The organism is uncultured Intestinimonas sp. (assembly GCF_944387725.1).
Classification (GTDB): Bacteria; Bacillota; Clostridia; order Oscillospirales; family Oscillospiraceae; genus Intestinimonas.
Genome location: NZ_CALXGA010000049.1, coordinates 1 through 17,047, shown reverse-complemented (window position 1 = coordinate 17,047; position 17,047 = coordinate 1). Strand labels below are relative to the sequence as shown.

At 63.0% G+C, this 17,047-nt stretch carries 18 protein-coding genes; 9 read left to right on the top strand and 9 right to left on the bottom strand.

Translation table 11 applies throughout. The features are described from left to right. Positions 1-177: 177 nt before the first annotated feature. The 6 genes from Q0K09_RS07850 to Q0K09_RS07825 form a co-directional block, all read right to left on the bottom strand. Positions 178-492, bottom strand: coding sequence for a hypothetical protein (locus Q0K09_RS07850; RefSeq protein ID WP_294475016.1), 315 nt, complete (start codon positions 490-492; stop codon positions 178-180). 173 nt (positions 493-665) lie between these two features. Beyond that, positions 666-917, bottom strand: a complete 252-nt coding sequence (locus Q0K09_RS07845) for a hypothetical protein (RefSeq protein ID WP_294475013.1) — start codon at positions 915-917, stop codon at positions 666-668. A gap of 139 nt (positions 918-1,056) precedes the next feature. Further along, positions 1,057-1,689 carry a chloramphenicol acetyltransferase gene (locus Q0K09_RS07840; RefSeq protein WP_294475011.1) on the bottom strand — a complete coding sequence of 211 codons (633 nt, stop codon included), beginning with the start codon at positions 1,687-1,689 and terminating at the stop codon, positions 1,057-1,059. A gap of 1 nt (position 1,690) precedes the next feature. Beyond that, on the bottom strand, positions 1,691-2,344 hold the full coding sequence (gene nth, locus Q0K09_RS07835; protein ID WP_294475009.1) for an endonuclease III: 654 nt from the start codon (positions 2,342-2,344) through the stop codon (positions 1,691-1,693). Positions 2,345-3,031: 687 nt separating this feature from the next. Further along, positions 3,032-3,490 carry a DIP1984 family protein gene (locus Q0K09_RS07830; protein WP_294475007.1) on the bottom strand — a complete coding sequence of 153 codons (459 nt, stop codon included), beginning with the start codon at positions 3,488-3,490 and terminating at the stop codon, positions 3,032-3,034. A gap of 13 nt (positions 3,491-3,503) precedes the next feature. Further along, positions 3,504-4,715 carry an NADP-dependent isocitrate dehydrogenase gene (locus Q0K09_RS07825; protein WP_294475005.1) on the bottom strand — a complete coding sequence of 404 codons (1,212 nt, stop codon included), beginning with the start codon at positions 4,713-4,715 and terminating at the stop codon, positions 3,504-3,506. 261 nt (positions 4,716-4,976) lie between these two features. Here Q0K09_RS07825 and gdhA point away from each other — a divergent pair, with 261 nt between their 5' ends. The 8 genes from gdhA (at position 4,977) to Q0K09_RS07785 (ending at position 13,157) form a co-directional block, all read left to right on the top strand. Further along, complete coding sequence (gene gdhA, locus Q0K09_RS07820; protein ID WP_294475004.1) at positions 4,977-6,326, top strand: NADP-specific glutamate dehydrogenase; 1,350 nt, start codon at positions 4,977-4,979, stop codon at positions 6,324-6,326. A gap of 267 nt (positions 6,327-6,593) precedes the next feature. Beyond that, positions 6,594-6,836, top strand: coding sequence for a ribosomal L7Ae/L30e/S12e/Gadd45 family protein (locus Q0K09_RS07815; protein WP_294475003.1), 243 nt, complete (start codon positions 6,594-6,596; stop codon positions 6,834-6,836). An 82-nt stretch (positions 6,837-6,918) separates the two neighbouring features. Further along, positions 6,919-7,341, top strand: a complete 423-nt coding sequence (gene rpsL, locus Q0K09_RS07810; protein ID WP_130849446.1) for a 30S ribosomal protein S12 — start codon at positions 6,919-6,921, stop codon at positions 7,339-7,341. A 216-nt stretch (positions 7,342-7,557) separates the two neighbouring features. After that, on the top strand, positions 7,558-8,028 hold the full coding sequence (gene rpsG / locus Q0K09_RS07805; protein WP_294474998.1) for a 30S ribosomal protein S7: 471 nt from the start codon (positions 7,558-7,560) through the stop codon (positions 8,026-8,028). 21 nt (positions 8,029-8,049) lie between these two features. After that, on the top strand, positions 8,050-10,158 hold the full coding sequence (gene fusA / locus Q0K09_RS07800; RefSeq protein ID WP_294474996.1) for an elongation factor G: 2,109 nt from the start codon (positions 8,050-8,052) through the stop codon (positions 10,156-10,158). Between the two features lie 115 nt (positions 10,159-10,273). Next, on the top strand, positions 10,274-11,476 hold the full coding sequence (gene tuf / locus Q0K09_RS07795) for an elongation factor Tu (protein ID WP_294474995.1): 1,203 nt from the start codon (positions 10,274-10,276) through the stop codon (positions 11,474-11,476). 241 nt (positions 11,477-11,717) lie between these two features. After that, entirely contained in the window at positions 11,718-12,257 is a 540-nt protein-coding gene (locus Q0K09_RS07790; RefSeq protein ID WP_294474994.1) for a DUF4364 family protein, read from the top strand. A gap of 3 nt (positions 12,258-12,260) precedes the next feature. Further along, positions 12,261-13,157 (top strand): hypothetical protein, encoded by an 897-nt coding sequence (locus Q0K09_RS07785; RefSeq protein ID WP_294474992.1) that lies wholly within the window; start codon positions 12,261-12,263, stop codon positions 13,155-13,157. A 201-nt stretch (positions 13,158-13,358) separates the two neighbouring features. Here Q0K09_RS07785 and trxA read toward each other — a convergent pair whose 3' ends face one another. Genes trxA through Q0K09_RS07770 form a run of 3 tightly spaced genes read right to left on the bottom strand, consistent with a single transcriptional unit; the run spans position 13,359 to position 14,863 of the window. Continuing rightward, complete coding sequence (gene trxA / locus Q0K09_RS07780) at positions 13,359-13,676, bottom strand: thioredoxin (protein WP_294474990.1); 318 nt, start codon at positions 13,674-13,676, stop codon at positions 13,359-13,361. A 3-nt stretch (positions 13,677-13,679) separates the two neighbouring features. Further along, positions 13,680-14,567, bottom strand: a complete 888-nt coding sequence (locus Q0K09_RS07775; RefSeq protein WP_294474988.1) for an NAD(P)/FAD-dependent oxidoreductase — start codon at positions 14,565-14,567, stop codon at positions 13,680-13,682. Then, positions 14,522-14,863: a metalloregulator ArsR/SmtB family transcription factor gene (locus Q0K09_RS07770; protein ID WP_294474986.1), complete on the bottom strand. Its 342-nt coding sequence runs from the start codon at positions 14,861-14,863 to the stop codon at positions 14,522-14,524. The genes Q0K09_RS07775 and Q0K09_RS07770 overlap by 46 nt, the downstream gene beginning before the upstream one ends. A gap of 252 nt (positions 14,864-15,115) precedes the next feature. Between Q0K09_RS07770 and Q0K09_RS07765 the strand changes: the two genes are divergently transcribed. Further along, positions 15,116-16,879, top strand: coding sequence for a glycosyl hydrolase family 18 protein (locus Q0K09_RS07765; RefSeq protein WP_294474983.1), 1,764 nt, complete (start codon positions 15,116-15,118; stop codon positions 16,877-16,879). Positions 16,880-17,047 lie beyond the last annotated feature (168 nt).

The following is a 17,047-nucleotide window of genomic DNA, read 5'->3' as shown; positions in this document are numbered from 1 at the left end:
AAGGCCAGCGCCTTAGCCATCCGTGTTTCGTGAAACCGACGGAGTTTAAGCCATCACTACTTATCTTGAAAAGGGACTTCCGACCGAAATACACATGTCCGCGAAAAGCGGCGCAGCCTCGGGGACTACGCCGCTTTTCGCGTGTCAAACCGCTGCCGGAGTGGCCAACGCAGCCCGTCACTGCTTCTTCATCAGGTCCGCGCCGCTGTGCCACGCCTGGCCAACCTTTTCCCCGACGGCATAGTAGCCGTTGCGCATCTGGTCGAAAGCGAAGGTCTGGAGCTTCCCGGCGTCGATCTTCCCCGCCTCGTCCAGCACCTTTTCATCCGCAAGGACGTTGACGATCCTGCCCAGCACCCGCAGGCCGTAGGGCTGGTTCTGCATCTCCGCCACCTCGCACTTCAGGGTGACGGGGTACTCCGTGATCACCGGGGCATCCACCCGCTGGCTCTTCACAGCGTGGAGGCCGGTCCGGGCAAATTTGTCCGCCATTTTGTTGGCGGTGGCAATGCCTAGGGCTTGTTTGAAAATTGGCGATGTGTCCGGCAGCGAGGGATTTTGGGCCGCTGGCAAGCAATTTTTTCGCAGGAATCCTGGCGGATTTCAAGGAAAAATTGCGCCGTTCAGGGGGCAAAAGCCCCGCCGGTTGGGCATGTTGACATGTTTCAAACAAGCCCTAGGAAGTCCGACTCCTTCATGGTATCCACGCCCGGGATCGCCAGGGTGAAGGCCCGCCGGGCCTCGATGTTCGCCACGGTCTTGTGCTTGGCCTCCAGGTTCAGCGCCACCATATCCTCCGCGCAGATGCCACCCCAGGCCATCATCATCACGTCCACGGTGTCATCCTCATTGTAGGTGCCGATCATATAGGCTGGCATGGGGAACAGATAGGGCTTCACACCAAAATCCTTTGTCATGCTTCCAACATCCTTTTTTCCTGTGCGGATGGACTCCCCCTTTCTGCTGTTATCATAACCCAGGAGGGGTATCCCGCGCAAGTACGCACATTTATGTGCGATACTTCCATTGAGGAAAGCGGGGTGTCCAGGACGCGCATCACAGCTCCAGGCAGTCCAGAAAGTTCTGAACCCCGCCCACCAGCTGGCTCAGGTGCCAGCCGTCCAGCAGCCGGTGGTTGAGCTGTACCGCATAAGGCAGCGTCAGCCGTCCCGCCCGCATATCGTATTTCCCCCAGGTGATACGGGGGATGGAGTCATCCGGGTTGAGGTCCATTTCGTTTGTAAGGCTGGTAAAGGAAAACCAGGGAAGACAGGAGAAGTAGACCAGGTCATCCCGTCCCTCGTCTTCCGGTGAGGGGAAAAAGGCGGTCTGGGCGGCCTCCCGCTGGGCACACCGGTCGCAGAATTCCTCCAACGTCCCCACAAAGGGGACGTTGACAATCTTCAGCAGGCGGCTCTCCCGGTCCTGAGTCACAAAGCTGGGGTCCAGCCTGTCGTGCCTCACCACCCGATCCCCCCGGATTTTATAGCGGAAGTCCGGCAGACCATTCATTACGGACAGGGTAGCGTAGATCAGGGCATGATAAAAGGACAGTCTCCGGGCCCGGACATAGGCATGGAGGCGGGTCACATCCAGATGGGTAGTGACATTGTAGAAGGGAAAACCAAGGCCAGAGAAAAAGCGGAAGTGCTCCCGCCGGGGCCAGGTCTCCAGATCAATGTATTCCATCTCAGCCCCCCTCCTTCTGGAAAAGGCTGCACCAGGGCCGCAGGGTGCAGCTCTGGCAGTCGGGTTTTCGGGCGGTGCACACCGCCCGGCCGTGGAGCACCAGCCGGTGGCAGAAGTCGTTGGACTCCTCCGGAGGCAGAATGGCCCGGAGCTGCTGCTCCACCTTGACCGGGTCCTTGGTGCCGTCGGTGAGGCCCAGCTTACCGGAGATGCGGATGCAGTGGGTGTCGGCCACCACCACCCCGGGGGTGTGGTAGACGTCCCCCAGGATGAGGTTGGCGGTCTTCCGCCCCACGCCGGGGAGCTTCAGCAGGTCCTCCATGTTGTCCGGCACCTTGCCGCCGAATTCCTCCACCATCATCCGGGAGGCCGCCACAATGTCCCGGGCCTTGGCCCGGAAAAAGCCGGTGGAGTGGATGTAGGTCTCCACCTCGCTGACGTCGGCCTCCGCCAGGGACTCCAGGGTGGGGTACCGGGCGAAGAGGGCGGGGGTCACCTGATTGACCCGCTCGTCGGTACACTGGGCCGCCAGGCGCACGGAGAAGAGCAGCTCATAGGGCTTGGGGTAGTTCAGGGAGCAGATGCCCTGGGGATATAGGCGCTTGAGTTCTTCGATGATGGCCAGGACGTCGGCCTGGGGTTTCTGTTTGTTCATATTGTTTTCCCTCGCTTGTATCTGAGCCGCTTTGCGGTTTATTCATCATCATACCACATGTGCCGGCAAAATGCGACGGTGTTTTTCTCAAACGCCCGTTTCAATGAAAGGATATGCGCAAGCTTCGCCCCCAATTTTGGGTGCAGAAATGTCCATTTACTAGAGCTTGTTTGAAAATTGGCGATGTGTCCGGCAGCGAGGGATTTTGGGCCGCCGGCAAGCAATTTTTTCGCAGGAATCCTGGCGGATTTCAAGGAAAAATTGCGCCGTCCAGGGGGCAAAAGACCCGCCGGTTGGGCATGTTGCCATGTTTCAAACAAGCCCTAAAAAGATTTGAATTATTTTCATGCAGCCCATGCGGAAAAGAAAGGGAAAGCGATTACGCACCGACCACAGGCAGGCGCTGCCGCGCAAAAAGGCCGGACCTGCCTGGAGGCGGGCCCGGCCAAGCCGCGATGGCGCTGGAAAGACGGCGGGACCCCAATCCCGCCCTCGCCCCCGTTGGAAGGATCGGCGTGTGGTAATCAAAGGTAAGCAATCAGGGGTGGACATGTGAGACACTCGGGCTTGAATGGTGACACGCGGAATCGAACCGCAGGGCTGCCCCGTGCCCGCCAAATTGTACAGCCGGAATACCGGCCGGAGGTTACGCCCGCTTCCCTCCGCAGGAGCTACCTGCTCCCGCCGTCAGTCGGTCAGCTCGGTGGTCCAGTTGAGCCCCTGAATCTGGGTGTCCAGCTCCCGGTAGGCCCTGGAGAGGCGGTCCATCTCCTTCTGGACGGCCCCCAGGTCCAGGGTGGTCTGCATCCGCAGCTCGCTGTGGGTCAGCCGGTAGTCCCGCTCGGAGGCCGTCTCGGCGATGTCCGCCAGGAGCCCCCGCTGCCGGCGCAGCATATCCCGCCGGGCCAGGGCCTGGGAGAGGGTCTCCCCGCCCGGCAGGCAGACCGAGGCGTTGGTCTGGTTGATGCGCTGGACCAGCGCGCACAGCTCCCGGTGGAGGTCCATGGCCTCCTCCACAAGGGCCTTGGGGTCCTCATGGGGCACATCCCCCTCCTGGACCTTCAGGTTGGCCAGGATGCGCTGCTGGAGATTGTCCAGCTTGTCCTGATATTCGGCCCGCAGCAGCAGGGCCTCTGCCAGCTTCATAGACGCTTCCTCCTTACAGCCGCCGCTCCAGCTCCACCCGGATGGCCTCCAGGAACTGACGGCTGGTGACGGCGACGGCGGGGATCTCCCCCTCCCAGAGGCCCGCCAGGTCCTTGGTCATGGCGCCCCCCTCGATGACGGCGATGGCGGCGGCCTCCAGGTCATCGGCGAAGTCCATCAGGGCGGGGATCTTATCCAGTTCCCCCCGCTTCCGCAGGGCGCCGGTCCAGGCGAAGAGGGTGGCGATGGGGTTGGTGGAGGTCTCCTTGCCCTCCAGGTACTGGTAGTAGTGCCGGGTAACGGTGCCGTGGGCGGCCTCGTACTCGTACTTTCCGTCGGGGGAAACCAGCACCGAGGTCATCATGGCCAGGGAGCCGAAGGCGGTGGAGACCATGTCGCTCATGACGTCGCCGTCGTAGTTCTTGCAGGCCCAGATAAAGCCCCCCTCGCTGCGGATGACCCGGGCCACCGCGTCGTCGATGAGGGTGTAAAAGTACTCGATGCCCGCCTTGCGGAAGGCCCTGTCGTACTCGGCGCCGTAAATGTCCTGGAAGATGTCCTTGAAGGTGTGGTCATACTGCTTGGAGATGGTATCCTTGGTGGCAAACCACAGGTCCTGTTTCGTGTCCAGGGCGAACTGGAAGCAGGAGCGGGCGAAGGAGGAGATAGAGGCCGCCGTGTTGAACTGGCCCTGGAGGACGCCGGGGCCCTGGAAATCATAGATGGTCTGGCGGATGCTCTCCCCGCCCTCCGGGGTGAAGACCAGCTCAGCCTTTCCGGGACCGGGGACCTTGTACTCGGTGTTCTTGTAGACATCGCCGAAGGCATGGCGGGCGATGGTGATGGGCTTCTTCCAGTTCTTCACCACCGGGGAGATGCCTCGGACCATGATGGGGGCCCGGAAGACGGTGCCGTCCAGAATGGCCCGGATGGTGCCGTTGGGGGACTTCCACATCTGGGAGAGCTTGTACTCCTCCACCCGCTGTGCGTTGGGGGTAATGGTGGCGCACTTCACCGCCACGCCGTACTGCCGGGTGGCCTCGGCGGCGTCCACCGTCACCTGGTCCCGGGTGCGCTCCCGCTCCGGGAGGCCCAGGTCGAAGTAGACGGTCTTGAGGTCGATGTAGGGGACCAGCAGGAGCTCCTTGATGTCGCTCCAGAGAATGCGGGTCATCTCGTCCCCGTCCATCTCCACCAGGGGGGTGGTCATTTTGATCTTTTCCATGCAGGCTCCTCCTAAATTTATGTGCAGATCATTGGTGCAGCATATTTTCCTGTTCAGTATAGCGCGTTTCCCGAGAAAAGGCAACGGCTGATTTCAGCGGGCGGCGAAACGGGAAAACTCCCATTTTCTGCTTGCAATCTTTATCGAAGTGAAGTATAATAGCCCCTGAGCTACCAGCGGCCCAGGCAGGCCGGCGCGCGGGACGTCCCGCAGAAGGAAATCAGGCGGGAAAGGCCCGTCGGACAAAGGGGTTTGACGAACATGGAATTCAAAAACGAGTACTTGCAGAGCGTCTACGACACCGTTGTGAAGAAGGACCCGAACCAGCCGGAATTTCTCCAGGCGGTGGGGGAGGTGCTGGAGTCCCTCCAGCCCGTGGTGGAGAAGCGCCCTGACATTCAGAAGGCGGGCATCCTCCAGCGCATAGTGGAGCCGGAGCGGGTGGTCCAGTTCCGGGTACCCTGGGTGGACGACCAGGGCAACGTCCAGGTCAACCGGGGCTTCCGGGTGCAGTTCAACTCCGCCATCGGCCCCTACAAGGGCGGCCTGCGCTTTCACCCCAGCGTGAACCTGTCCATCATCAAGTTCCTGGGCTTTGAGCAGATCTTCAAGAACAGCCTCACCGGCCTGCCCATGGGCGGCGGCAAGGGCGGCTGTGACTTCGACCCCAAGGGCAAGTCCGACGGGGAGGTCATGCGCTTCTGCCAGTCCTTTATGACCGAGCTCCAGCGCCACATCGGCCAGTTTACCGACGTGCCAGCCGGCGATATCGGCGTGGGCGCCCGGGAGATCGGCTTTATGTACGGCCAGTATAAGCGTCTGCGCAACGAGTTCACCGGCGTCCTCACCGGCAAGGGCCTGACCTACGGCGGCTCCCTGGCCCGGACGGAGGCCACCGGCTACGGCCTGTGCTACTTCACCGACGAGATGCTCAAGGCCAACGGCAAGAGCTTCCACGGCCAGCGGGTGGTCATCTCCGGCAGCGGCAACGTGGCCATCTACGCCAACCAGAAGGCCACCCAGCTGGGCGGCAAGGTGGTGGCCATGAGCGACTCCAACGGCTACATTGTGGATGAGGCCGGCATCGACTACAAGATCATCCAGGAGATCAAGGAGGTCAAGCGGGCCCGGATCAAGACCTATCTGGAGTATGTGCCCAACGCCAAATATGTGGAGGGCTGCGCCGGCATCTGGACGGTGCCCTGCGACATCGCCCTGCCCTGCGCCACCCAGAACGAGCTGGACGGGACCGCCGCCCAGACGCTGGCGAACAACGGCTGCTACGCAGTGGCCGAGGGGGCCAACATGCCCTCCACGCCGGAGGCCGTGGCGTGCTTCCAGGCCAAGGGCGTGCTGTTTGGGCCCGCCAAGGCGGCCAACGCCGGCGGCGTGGCCACCTCTGGCCTGGAAATGAGCCAGAACTCCCTGCGTCTGAGCTGGACCTTTGACGAGGTAGACGAGCGCCTGCGGGACATCATGCGGAACATCTACCGCAATTCCGCCCAGGCCGCCGAGGAGTACGGTATGCCCGGCGACCTGGTGGCCGGCGCCAACATCGCCGGCTTCCTGAAAGTGGCCGACGCCATGCTGTGGCAGGGCATTTCCTACTAATTTAAGATTTCGTTCTATAGCGAGTTCGGAAGGAAGGCCCCTCTCTGGGGCCTTCCTTCCGTCTTTTGCCTGGGACTGGGCCGGGCCGTCTCCGTTCTGCACGGGGAAGGCGGCAAAAAAAAGTGGTTTTTTGCCGATATTTCCTGGTTGACTTCCAATAACCACCATGATATAATCCCAAATTGCGCAGGTGTATCCCGCGCCGGCGGAAAGGTGGGGCAAAAACCCCGCTTTCCCTTGCAATGACAAGAACAGGGGGGATGACGGTTGCTGACCGAGCTCAAGGCCGGACCCCGGGTGGTGGGCGCCAAGCAGACCCGCCGCGCCCTCAACGACGGGCGGGCCCTCCGGGTCTACCTGGCGGAGGACGCCGACCCCGGCGTCACCGAGCCCATCGAAGCCCTCTGCGCCCAGAAGGGCGTGGACATGGTCAAGGCTCCCGGTATGCGGGAACTGGGCCAGGCCTGCGGCATCGCCGTGGGCGCCGCGGTTGCGGCCCTGGTCCGATGAAATGGTTTTAACGGAACGGAATAATTTCCTGCGGTTCCGTTAAAATATAAATTCAAGAATCGTGAAGAAAGGAGGAACCATCATGCCTACGTTCAACCAGCTCGTCCGCAAGGGCCGCGAGAAGGTGACCTACAAGTCCACCTCCCCCGCCATGCAGCATGGCCTGAACACCCTGAAGAACCGTGAGACCGACCTGCCCTCTCCTCAGAAGCGGGGCGTGTGCACCGCCGTTCGTACCTCTACCCCCAAGAAGCCCAACTCCGCGCTTCGGAAGATCGCCCGTGTGAAGCTCACCAACGGCTACGAGGTCACCGCCTATATCCCCGGTGTGGGCCACAACCTGCAGGAGCACTCTGTGGTCATGATCCGCGGCGGCCGTGTCAAGGACCTGCCCGGCGTGCGTTACCACATCATCCGCGGCACGCTGGACACCCAGGGTGTCAGCGGCCGGATGCAGGCCCGCTCCAAGTACGGCGCCAAGCGCCCCAAGGCCGGCAAGAAGTAAGTCTCCCGCTTACGTCCAGGAGCGCCGGAGGCGTTCCGCAAAAGCATGACATCATTTCGCGCATAAGCGCAAGGCAGCTGCCCTTGCAGAAGCGCTTACCGATATATGGGGGCGTTTCCCGCGAGGCACTGGACAAGCAGGCACTTGTCTTACACGGGGGCTTTTTCATGGGCCTTCGAGTACCTATGAAATCATACTGTGAAGGAGGGAAGCAAAGTGCCCAGAAGAGGAAATGTACCCAAGCGGGAGGTTCTGCCCGACCCGCTGTATAACTCCGTCCTGGTGACCAAGCTGGTCAACAGCATCATGCTGGACGGCAAGAAGGGCGTCTCTCAGAAAGTGGTCTACGGCGCTTTCGATATCATCAAGGAGAAGACCGGCAAGGACCCCCTGGAGGTCTTCACCTCCGCCCTGGAGAACATCATGCCGTCTCTGGAAGTCAAGGCCCGCCGTGTGGGCGGCGCCACCTACCAGGTGCCCATCGAGGTGCGGCCCGAGCGCCGGCAGACCCTGGGTCTGCGGTGGCTGACCAATTACGCCCGGAACCGCAGCGAGAAGACCATGAAGGAGCGGCTGGCCGGCGAGATCATGGACGCCGCCAACAACACCGGCTCTGCGGTGAAGAAGCGTGAGGACACCCACAAGATGGCCGAGTCCAACAAGGCCTTCGCGCATTACCGCTGGTAGGCTTTAAGGAGTTATTAGAGTATGCCTAGAAAAGTCAGCTTAGAGAACACGCGCAACATCGGCATCATGGCCCACATCGACGCCGGCAAGACCACCACCACGGAGCGGATTTTGTACTACACCGGCGTCAACTACAAGATCGGCGAGACCCACGACGGCACCGCCACCATGGACTGGATGGCCCAGGAGCAGGAGCGCGGCATTACCATCACCTCCGCTGCCACCACCTGCTACTGGAAGGGCACCAAGGACCAGTTCCCCCAGACCCGGATCAACATCATCGACACCCCGGGTCACGTGGACTTCACCGTAGAGGTGGAGCGCTCCCTGCGGGTGCTGGACGGCTCTGTCACCGTCATGTGCGCCAAGGGCGGCGTGGAGCCCCAGTCTGAGACCGTGTGGCGTCAGGCCGACCACTACCAGGTCCCCCGCATGATCTACGTCAACAAGATGGACATCATGGGCGCCGACTTCTACAACGTGCTCAACATGATCCACGACCGTCTCAAGTGCAACGCCGTGCCCATCCAGCTCCCCATCGGCAAGGAGGATACCTTCAAGGGCATCATCGACCTGGTGGAGATGGACGCCGACATCTACTACGACGAGATGGGTAAGGACATGCGGGTGGAGGAGATCCCCGCCGACATGATGGATCTGGCTCAGGAGTACCGCACCAAGCTCATCGACGCCTGCGCCGACCTCTCCGACGAGATCATGGAGCTGGCCCTGGAGGAGAAGCCCGTGCCCCAGGACCTCATCCGCAAGGTTCTGCGGGAGGGCACCATCGCCAACAAGATCGTCCCCGTAACCTGCGGCACCTCCTACAAGAACAAGGGCGTGCAGAAGCTGCTGGACGCCATTGTGGACTATATGCCCTCCCCCGTGGACATCCCCGCCATCAAGGGCGTCAACCCCGACACCGAGGAGGAGGACGAGCGCCCCGCCTCTGACGAGGCCCCCTTCTCCGCCCTGGCCTTCAAGATCGCCGCCGACCCCTATGTGGGCCGCCTGAGCTTCATCCGGGTCTATTCCGGCGTGCTCAACACCGGCACCTCGGTGCTCAACTCCACCAAGAAGCAGAAGGAGCGCATTGGCCGCATTCTCCAGATGCACGCCAACCACCGGGAGGACATCGAGACGGTCTATTCCGGAGACATCGCCGCCGTGGTGGGCCTGAAGAACTCCACCACCGGCGACACTCTCTGCGACGAGAAGCACCCCATTATCCTGGAGTCCATGGAGTTCCCCGAGCCGGTCATCCGGGTGGCCATCGAGCCCAAGACCAAGGCCGGCCAGGAGAAGATGGGCATCGCCCTGGCCAAGCTGGCCGAGGAGGACCCCACCTTCAAGACCTACACCGACGAGGAGACTGGTCAGACCATCATCGCCGGCATGGGCGAGCTCCATCTGGAGATCATCGTGGACCGTCTGCTCCGGGAGTACAAGGTGGAGGCCAACGTGGGCGCCCCCCAGGTTGCCTACAAGGAGACCATCCGCAAGGCGGTGGACCAGGACACCAAGTACGCCCGCCAGTCCGGCGGCAAGGGCCAGTACGGCCACGTCAAGATCCATGTGGAGCCCAACGAGCCCGGCAAAGGCTACGAGTTCATCAACAGCATCGTGGGCGGCGCCATCCCCAAGGAGTATATCCCTGCGGTGGACGCCGGCATTCAGGGGGCCATGCAGGCCGGCGTGCTGGCCGGCTACCCGGTGGAGGACGTGAAGGTCACCCTCTTCGACGGCTCCTACCACGAGGTGGACTCCTCCGAAATGGCCTTTAAGATCGCCGGCTCCATGGCCTTCAAGGAGGCCTGCCGCAAGGCCGATCCAGTGCTCCTGGAGCCCATTATGAAGGTTGACGTCATCGTGCCCGAGGACTATATGGGCGACGTTATGGGCGACCTGAACGCCCGGCGCGGCCAGATCCAGGGCATGGAGGCCCGCCCCGGCGCCCAGGCCATCAGCGCCCTGGTGCCCCTGAGCGAGATGTTCGGCTACGCCACCGACCTGCGCTCCCGCACCCAGGGCCGGGGCCAATACTCCATGGAGCCCCACAGCTATGTGGAGATCCCCAAGAACATCGCGGAAAAGATCATCAACGAGCGCGGCCGGGCCAATCAGAACTGACGGTCCGCCGGCCCGGAAAAATTTGTTGCATTTCCTGCATTCTTTTGTTAGAATGGATGCCGGAACTGATAGGAACTTTTTATCGCAGCCTGTAATATAAGGAGGAAAACTGAAAATGGCTAAGGCGAAATTCGAGCGCACCAAGCCCCATGTCAACATCGGCACCATCGGCCACGTTGACCACGGTAAGACCACTCTGACCGCCGCGATCACCAAGTACCTGTCCCTGAAGGGCCAGGCCCAGTACGAGGACTACTCCAGCATCGACAAGGCTCCCGAGGAGCGCGAGCGCGGCATCACCATCAACACCGCCCACGTGGAGTATGAGACCGACGCCCGGCACTATGCCCACGTCGACTGCCCGGGCCACGCCGACTATATCAAGAACATGATCACCGGCGCTGCTCAGATGGACGGCGCCATCCTGGTCATCGCCGCCACCGACGGCCCCATGGCCCAGACCAAGGAGCACATCCTGCTGGCCCGTCAGGTGGGCGTGCCCGCCATCGTGGTCTTCCTGAACAAGTGCGACCAGGTGGACGACGAGGAGCTGCTGGAGCTGGTGGAGATGGAGGTCCGGGAGACCCTGGACAAGTACGAGTTCCCCGGCGATGACACCCCCATCATCAAGGGCTCCGCCCTCAACGCCCTGACCTGCGAGTCCAACGACCCCAACGATCCCGCCTTCGCCTGCATCAAGGAGCTGATGGACGCCGTGGACAACTATATCCCCACCCCCGCCCGGAACGACGACCTGCCCTTCCTGATGCCCGTGGAGGACGTGTTCACCATCTCCGGCCGCGGCACCGTGGCCACCGGCCGTGTGGAGCGCGGTACCCTGAAGGCCGGTGAGACCGTGGACATCGTGGGCCTCAGCGACGAGAAGAAGTCCACCGTGGTCACCTCCATGGAGATGTTCCGCAAGACCCTGGACTATATCGAGGCTGGCGACAACGCCGGCTGCCTGCTGCGCGGCATTGCCAAGACCGACATCGAGCGCGGCCAGGTGCTGTGCAAGCCCGGCTCCATTCACCCCCACACCAAGTTCACCGGCCAGGTCTACGTCCTGAGCAAGGACGAGGGCGGCCGTCACACCCCCTTCTTCAACAACTACCGTCCCCAGTTCTACTTCCGTACCACCGACGTCACCGGCGTCATCACCCTGCCCGAGGGCACTGAGATGTGTATGCCCGGCGACAACGTGGACATGAAGGTGGAGCTCATCACCCCCATCGCCATCGAGAAGGGCCTCCGCTTCGCCATCCGCGAGGGCGGCCGCACCGTGGGCTCCGGCGTCGTCATCGACATCCAGGAGTAATCACCCCTGGCATCAGGGCCAAATGAACCGAAAGAAAACCGGCGGACCTCCCCTGGAAGGTCCGCCGGTTTTTCTATGGGGATGGGAGGCTGTCGTGGGGAATGCCGCCCGGCTGTTTTTTCACCTCGACAGAGTCTGTGCAATTTCACTCTTGTTCCACCCCGGCTTTTTCGATATAATGTCTGCTGAATCACCTGCTTTGCGGGTGCGGAAACGTTGGCTGGGAAAAGGGAGGGGCTGTATGGCTCGCGTTGGCTTCATCCATGACAAGCTGGACATCAAATTTCTGGTGCTCTATATCATGGCCCGGGTGGTGGCCCCCATCGACCTGCCCACCCTGGCCGACCTTACCATGTGCGATGAGGGGGTGGATTACTTCGCCTTCGCCGCCGCCGTCCATGAGCTGGTGAATACCGGACACCTCCTGCTGGAGGGGGACTGCTACGCCATCACCGACAAGGGCCGGAGGAACGGGGCCATCTGTGAGAGCAGCCTGCCCTACTCCGTCCGGGTCAAGTGCGACCGGAATGTGGCCAAGCTCAACGGTCGTCTGCGGCGGGACGCCCAGGTCCGGGCCACAGTGGAACCCCGGGAGGATGGGGCTTTCACCCTGACCCTGGCCCTGGACGATGAGCACGGCAATCTTTTGACCCTCCAGCTTCTGACCGCCTCCGAGCAGCAGTGCAGCCGCCTGGCCGATCGGTTCAAGGCCCACCCGGAGCAGATCTACAACGGTGTGCTGGAGGTTCTGCTGACAGACTACGACGGAAAGGAGCCGTGACCTGTGACAGAACCCACCCTCATGGGCTATCCCATCACAACGCTTTTCCTGTACTTTATCTTTTACGCCTTCTGCGGCTGGGTCTGGGAGACCTGCTACTGCTCCATCAGGGAGCGGCGCTATGTCCCCCGGGGCTTTCTCTACGGCCCCCTGTGCCCCATCTACGGCGTCGGCGCGCTGCTGATGATCCTCTTCTTCTCCCCTTTCCGGGACAATCTGGTGATCTTCTACTTTGTGTCGGTGGTGGTCATGACGGCCTGGGAGTACTTCGTGGGCTGGCTCCTGGAGGCCACGACCCATATCAAATACTGGGATTACAGCAACATTCCCTTCAATATCAAGGGACGCGTCTGCCTGCCGGCCAGTCTGCTCTGGGGCGTCCTGTCCTATGTGGCAGTCTTTCTGATCCACCCGCCGGTGGCCCGGATGATGGACCGGATCACCCCCTGGCTCCACTATACCCTGTTCGGCGCCAGCTTCACCCTGCTGCTGGTAGACGCCGTCACCACCGTTCGGAAGCTGGCCCTGGTGACCAAGGCCCTGGACCGGCTCCAGACCGCCGGGGACGAGCTGCGCCTCCAGCTCTCCCTGGCCCGTGCCGACCTCAGCGACAACCTGGTGGAGGCTGGGGACCAGCTCCGGGCCCGGCTGGAGGCCGCCCGCGCCAGCCTGCCCCCCGCCGCCGTGGAGCGGCTGGATCGCCTGACGGACAGCTACAGCGACCTGCTGAAGCTGGCCGAGCGGCAGAGCCGCCGCTTCCGCAAGCGCTACGCCCATATGACCTCCCGGCGCTACAGCCTGGAGGATGTCCGGGCCTACGGCCGGCGCTGGCGGGAGACCCTGCGCACGGCCAGAGCCCGGAAGCGGGCCGAGAAAAAGGCCAGCCACACTGGGGGCTGAGGTCCCCATCAAAACGCCAATCCCGGAAAAAACCGCACGTCCGCTGGAAGCGTTCCAGCGGACGCGTGGTTTTTCTGTTTCCGCCCTTGGGAGCGCTCCAGGGCGCTCAAAAGATCAGCGGCACAAAAAGCCCCTTTCCAGGGACCCGAAGCACTGCGGCTTCGGCGTCCCAGAAAGGGGCTTTTGTCAGGGAGCGCCTGCTTACAGGTTGGCGTCCAGGGTCTGGGTGTAGGCGCTGGCGGGCTGGACCCCCACCTTCCGGCCGATCTCCTTGCCGTCCTTGAAGAAGATGACAGTGGGGATGCTCATGACGCCGTACTTGGCGGCCAGGGCCTGGTTCTCGTCCACGTCCACCTTGGCGACGACAGCCTTGCCGTCGTACTTGGCGCCGATGTCCTCGATGACCGGGGCCAGCATCTTGCAGGGGCCGCACCAGGTGGCCCAGAAGTCCACCATGGCCACGGGGGAACTATTGACCTTCTCGTTGAATTCAGACTCGTTGAGGTGCAAAACAGACATGACTCATTCTCCTTTTTTTATGGAATCTATTTTTTCGCTGTCAGACAGCTGGTCCACATATTCTGCGGCACGCTGGCCGGCCACAAGGCCCTCCCCCGCCGCTTTGGCCAGCTGGAGGGGAAGCCCCGTACAGTCGCCGGCGGCGAAGACGCCGGGCAGGCTGGTCCTTCCCTCCCGGTCCACCGCCACATAGCCCCCCTCCAGGGTCAGCCCTGGAAGCAGGTCCGTGGGGGGTACCGCATGGCGCAGGAGGAAGACGCCCTCGGCGGGGGTGTCCGTCCCGTTCACCCGCAGGGCGGTGACGGCCTCCTCCCCCACGATCTCCAGCCGGCCGGCCTTGACCCAGGAGATGGCGGGGTCCAGGCCCTCCGGCCGCCGGCCGGATACGTAGGTCACCCGGCAGCCCAGGCCCTGGAGAAAGTTAGCCTCCTCCGGGGCGTCGGGGGCCAGGCCCACCACCGCCACCGGGCGGCTGCGGTAGAGCATCCCGTCGCAGGTGGCGCAGTAGCTCACCCCCCGGCCCAGAAACGCGGCCTCCCCCGGGAATTTCTTCCCCTGGGAGACCCCGGTGCAGAGGATGACCGCCCGAGCCTCCTCCACCTCGGTGCCGATGCTTAGGCAGTATGTGCTGTCCAGGGGCAGGATATTCAGCACCCGGCCCGTCCGAAAGACCGTCCCGGTCTCCTCCGCGTGGCGGTAAAAGGCGTCCAGAAGGGCGGCCCCGGACTGGCCCGGCATCCCCAGATAGTTGTCCACCTGCTTGGCCCGGTAGAGGGGGCTCTCCCGGTAGTCGTTGCTGACCACCAGCACCGACTTATTCCGGGCCCGGGCGTTGATGGCGGCGCTCAGGCCGGCGGGACCGCCGCCGACGACCGCGATGTCATAGGGCAATGGTACTCACACTCCTTGTCACCGAAGAGAGCCGCCACCACGGCGGCGGCGGCGGGGTCCGCCACCTCATAGTACATCTCGTTCCCAGCCCGCCGGCAGCGCACCACGCCCGCTGCCTTCAGGCGCATCAGGTGCTGGGAGATGGTGGACTGGCTCTGGCCGGTGCCGCTCTCCATACAGCGTACATTGTGGCAGCCGCCCACCAGCAGACCCCGCACGATCTGGAGCCGCAGGGGGTGGGAGAGGGCCTTCAGCAGCGCCGTCTTCTCCTCGTACAGCGCCCTGCTGTCATCCATCGGCCTCACCTTCATTCGTTTTTTCTAATATTATTATATTTGAATATTTGCATTTGTCAACCCCCTGGGAGAAAAATTTTCCCACTCCGGATATGGATGGAAAAATTGGACTTAGAGATGGGAATTTTCCCTCTATTTTTGGGGAAGATCGGCCATTTCCAGAACTTTTTGCTTGCGGAGATCACCCCGCTCCGGTTAAAATGGGAGACGCCTTCGCGTTCATCCCACACCATTGGAAAGGGGCCCTTCCACATGAAACCGACCCGACCCGTCCTCCGGATGCTGACCCTGCTCTGCGGCGCCGCACTGCTGCTGGGGGTTCTTCTCCCCCGCTCCGGCCCTGCCGCCGCTGACGATACATACGCCGCCTCGGAGGGGACGGTGGTGGGCTACTACGCCGGCTGGGCGGCCTACTGGGGCTGTACGCCGGACCAGCTCCCCGCCCAGCAGCTCACCCACATCAACTACGCCTTCGCCGGAATCGACCCGGACACCGGGACGCTGGCCCTGGGGGACCCGGACCTGGACCTCCGGAACCTGGCCGCCCTCCGGGCCCTCCGGGAGGAGCACCCCCACCTGAAGCTCCTGATCTCGGTGGGGGGCTGGGACGACTCCGCCTACTTCTCCGACGCGGCCTCCACCGCCGCCCGGCGGGCGGCCTTCGCCCAGAGCTGTGTGGACTTCCTGGTGGAGCAGGAGCTGGACGGCATCGACCTGGACTGGGAGTACCCGGTATCCGGCGGCCTGCCCGGCACCATCCACCGGCCCCAGGACGGAAAAAACTTCACCCTCCTGCTCCAAGCCCTGCGGACCCAGCTGGACCGCCAGGGCCGCCGGGACGGGAAGCGGTACTACCTGACCATCGCCGGGGCCGCCGGGTCTGATTACCTGGGCAAGATTGAGCCGAAGGCAGTGGCGGAGCTGGTGGACCACGTTTTCCTGATGGCCTACGATATCCACGGCCCCTGGGACCGCTACGCCGACTTCAACGCCCCCCTCTACACCCCCTCGGAGGCCTCCCCCCAGTACCAGAACAGCGTCTATGACAGCATCCAGCGCTATCTCCAGCAGGGGGTCCCGGCGGACAAGCTGGTGCTGGGTATGCCCCTCTACGGCTACTGCTACCAGGGGGCCGGCAGTCAAAACAACGGCCTCTACAGCCGCTATACCTCCGCCAGCTCGGTGCCCTACCGGACCCTGGTGAGCCGCTATCTCAACGACTCCTCCTACCGGCAGCTCCGGCACGAGGAAGCTCAGGTGCCCTACCTCTATGGCAACGGAAGCTTCGTCACCTACGAGGACCCCCAGTCCATGGCCGCCAAGGGGAGCTTGGCCCGGGAGGAGGGTCTGGGGGGCATCGGCTTCTGGGAGATCTCCCAGGACAGCGGCAGCGTTCTGGTGGAGAGCGCCGTGGAGGCCTTCACCGGCGGGGACGCGCCGGAAACCCCGGAAGCAGATGGCTCCGGCGGCTTTCTGGATGTGTCCCCAGAAGATTGGTTTTTCGATGTGGTGGCCTATGTGGCCCAGCGGGGCTGGATGACCGGGACCTCGGCCTCCCAGTTCTCCCCCCAGCGCTCCACCAGCCGCGGGATGCTGGTCACCATCCTCCACCGGCTTTCCGGGGCCCCGGAGGCTCCCGCCGCCCCCTTCAGCGATCTGGAGGCCGGGGCCTACTACCAGGAGGCGGTGGCCTGGGCTGCGGCGGAGGGCATCGTGGAGGGCTACGGCGGCGGCCGCTTCGGCCCTGACGACGCTGTGACCCGGGAGCAGACCGCCGCCATCCTCTTCCGCTTCGCCGCCTGGCAGGGGCGGGACACCTCCGAACGGGCCGGCCTGGAGAACTTCCAGGATGGGAACCAGGTCAGTCCCTACGCCCGGGAGGCGGTGGCCTGGGCGGTGGCGCAGGGCCTCCTTACCGGCCGGACGGAGGACATCCTGGCCCCCGGCGGCACGGCCTCCCGGGCGGAGACCGCCGCCCTCCTGGCCCGCTTTGCCCCGGAGGAAGACGCGGCCTGAATGGTGCGGAATGGCCGGGAGGCGGCGTCCCAAAGGACGCCGCCTCCCGGCCATTCCCATTTCGTATGGTCCAAAACCAGCCTGTTACGCCTTAGATAGTGTTTACAGGAGAAATGTGGTACAATAGAAATTAAAACAGAGGAAGCGAGGCGGTGCAGAGATGGCAAA

Bases quoted from the DNA above. Each gene is read 5' to 3' on its own strand.
- Q0K09_RS07825 (WP_294475005.1), bottom strand. From the start codon at position 4,715: ATGGAAAAGATCAAAATGACCACCCCCCTGGTGGAGATGGACGGGGAC.
- nth (WP_294475009.1), bottom strand. From the start codon at position 2,344: ATGAACAAACAGAAACCCCAGGCCGACGTCCTGGCCATCATCGAAGAA.
- Q0K09_RS07850 (WP_294475016.1), bottom strand. From the start codon at position 492: ATGGCGGACAAATTTGCCCGGACCGGCCTCCACGCTGTGAAGAGCCAG.
- rpsL (WP_130849446.1), top strand. From the start codon at position 6,919: ATGCCTACGTTCAACCAGCTCGTCCGCAAGGGCCGCGAGAAGGTGACC.
- Q0K09_RS07765 (WP_294474983.1), top strand. From the start codon at position 15,116: ATGAAACCGACCCGACCCGTCCTCCGGATGCTGACCCTGCTCTGCGGC.
- Q0K09_RS07830 (WP_294475007.1), bottom strand. From the start codon at position 3,490: ATGAAGCTGGCAGAGGCCCTGCTGCTGCGGGCCGAATATCAGGACAAG.
- fusA (WP_294474996.1), top strand. From the start codon at position 8,050: ATGCCTAGAAAAGTCAGCTTAGAGAACACGCGCAACATCGGCATCATG.
- trxA (WP_294474990.1), bottom strand. From the start codon at position 13,676: ATGTCTGTTTTGCACCTCAACGAGTCTGAATTCAACGAGAAGGTCAAT.
- Q0K09_RS07790 (WP_294474994.1), top strand. From the start codon at position 11,718: ATGGCTCGCGTTGGCTTCATCCATGACAAGCTGGACATCAAATTTCTG.
- tuf (WP_294474995.1), top strand. From the start codon at position 10,274: ATGGCTAAGGCGAAATTCGAGCGCACCAAGCCCCATGTCAACATCGGC.
- Q0K09_RS07845 (WP_294475013.1), bottom strand. From the start codon at position 917: ATGACAAAGGATTTTGGTGTGAAGCCCTATCTGTTCCCCATGCCAGCC.
- gdhA (WP_294475004.1), top strand. From the start codon at position 4,977: ATGGAATTCAAAAACGAGTACTTGCAGAGCGTCTACGACACCGTTGTG.
- Q0K09_RS07770 (WP_294474986.1), bottom strand. From the start codon at position 14,863: ATGGATGACAGCAGGGCGCTGTACGAGGAGAAGACGGCGCTGCTGAAG.
- Q0K09_RS07840 (WP_294475011.1), bottom strand. From the start codon at position 1,689: ATGGAATACATTGATCTGGAGACCTGGCCCCGGCGGGAGCACTTCCGC.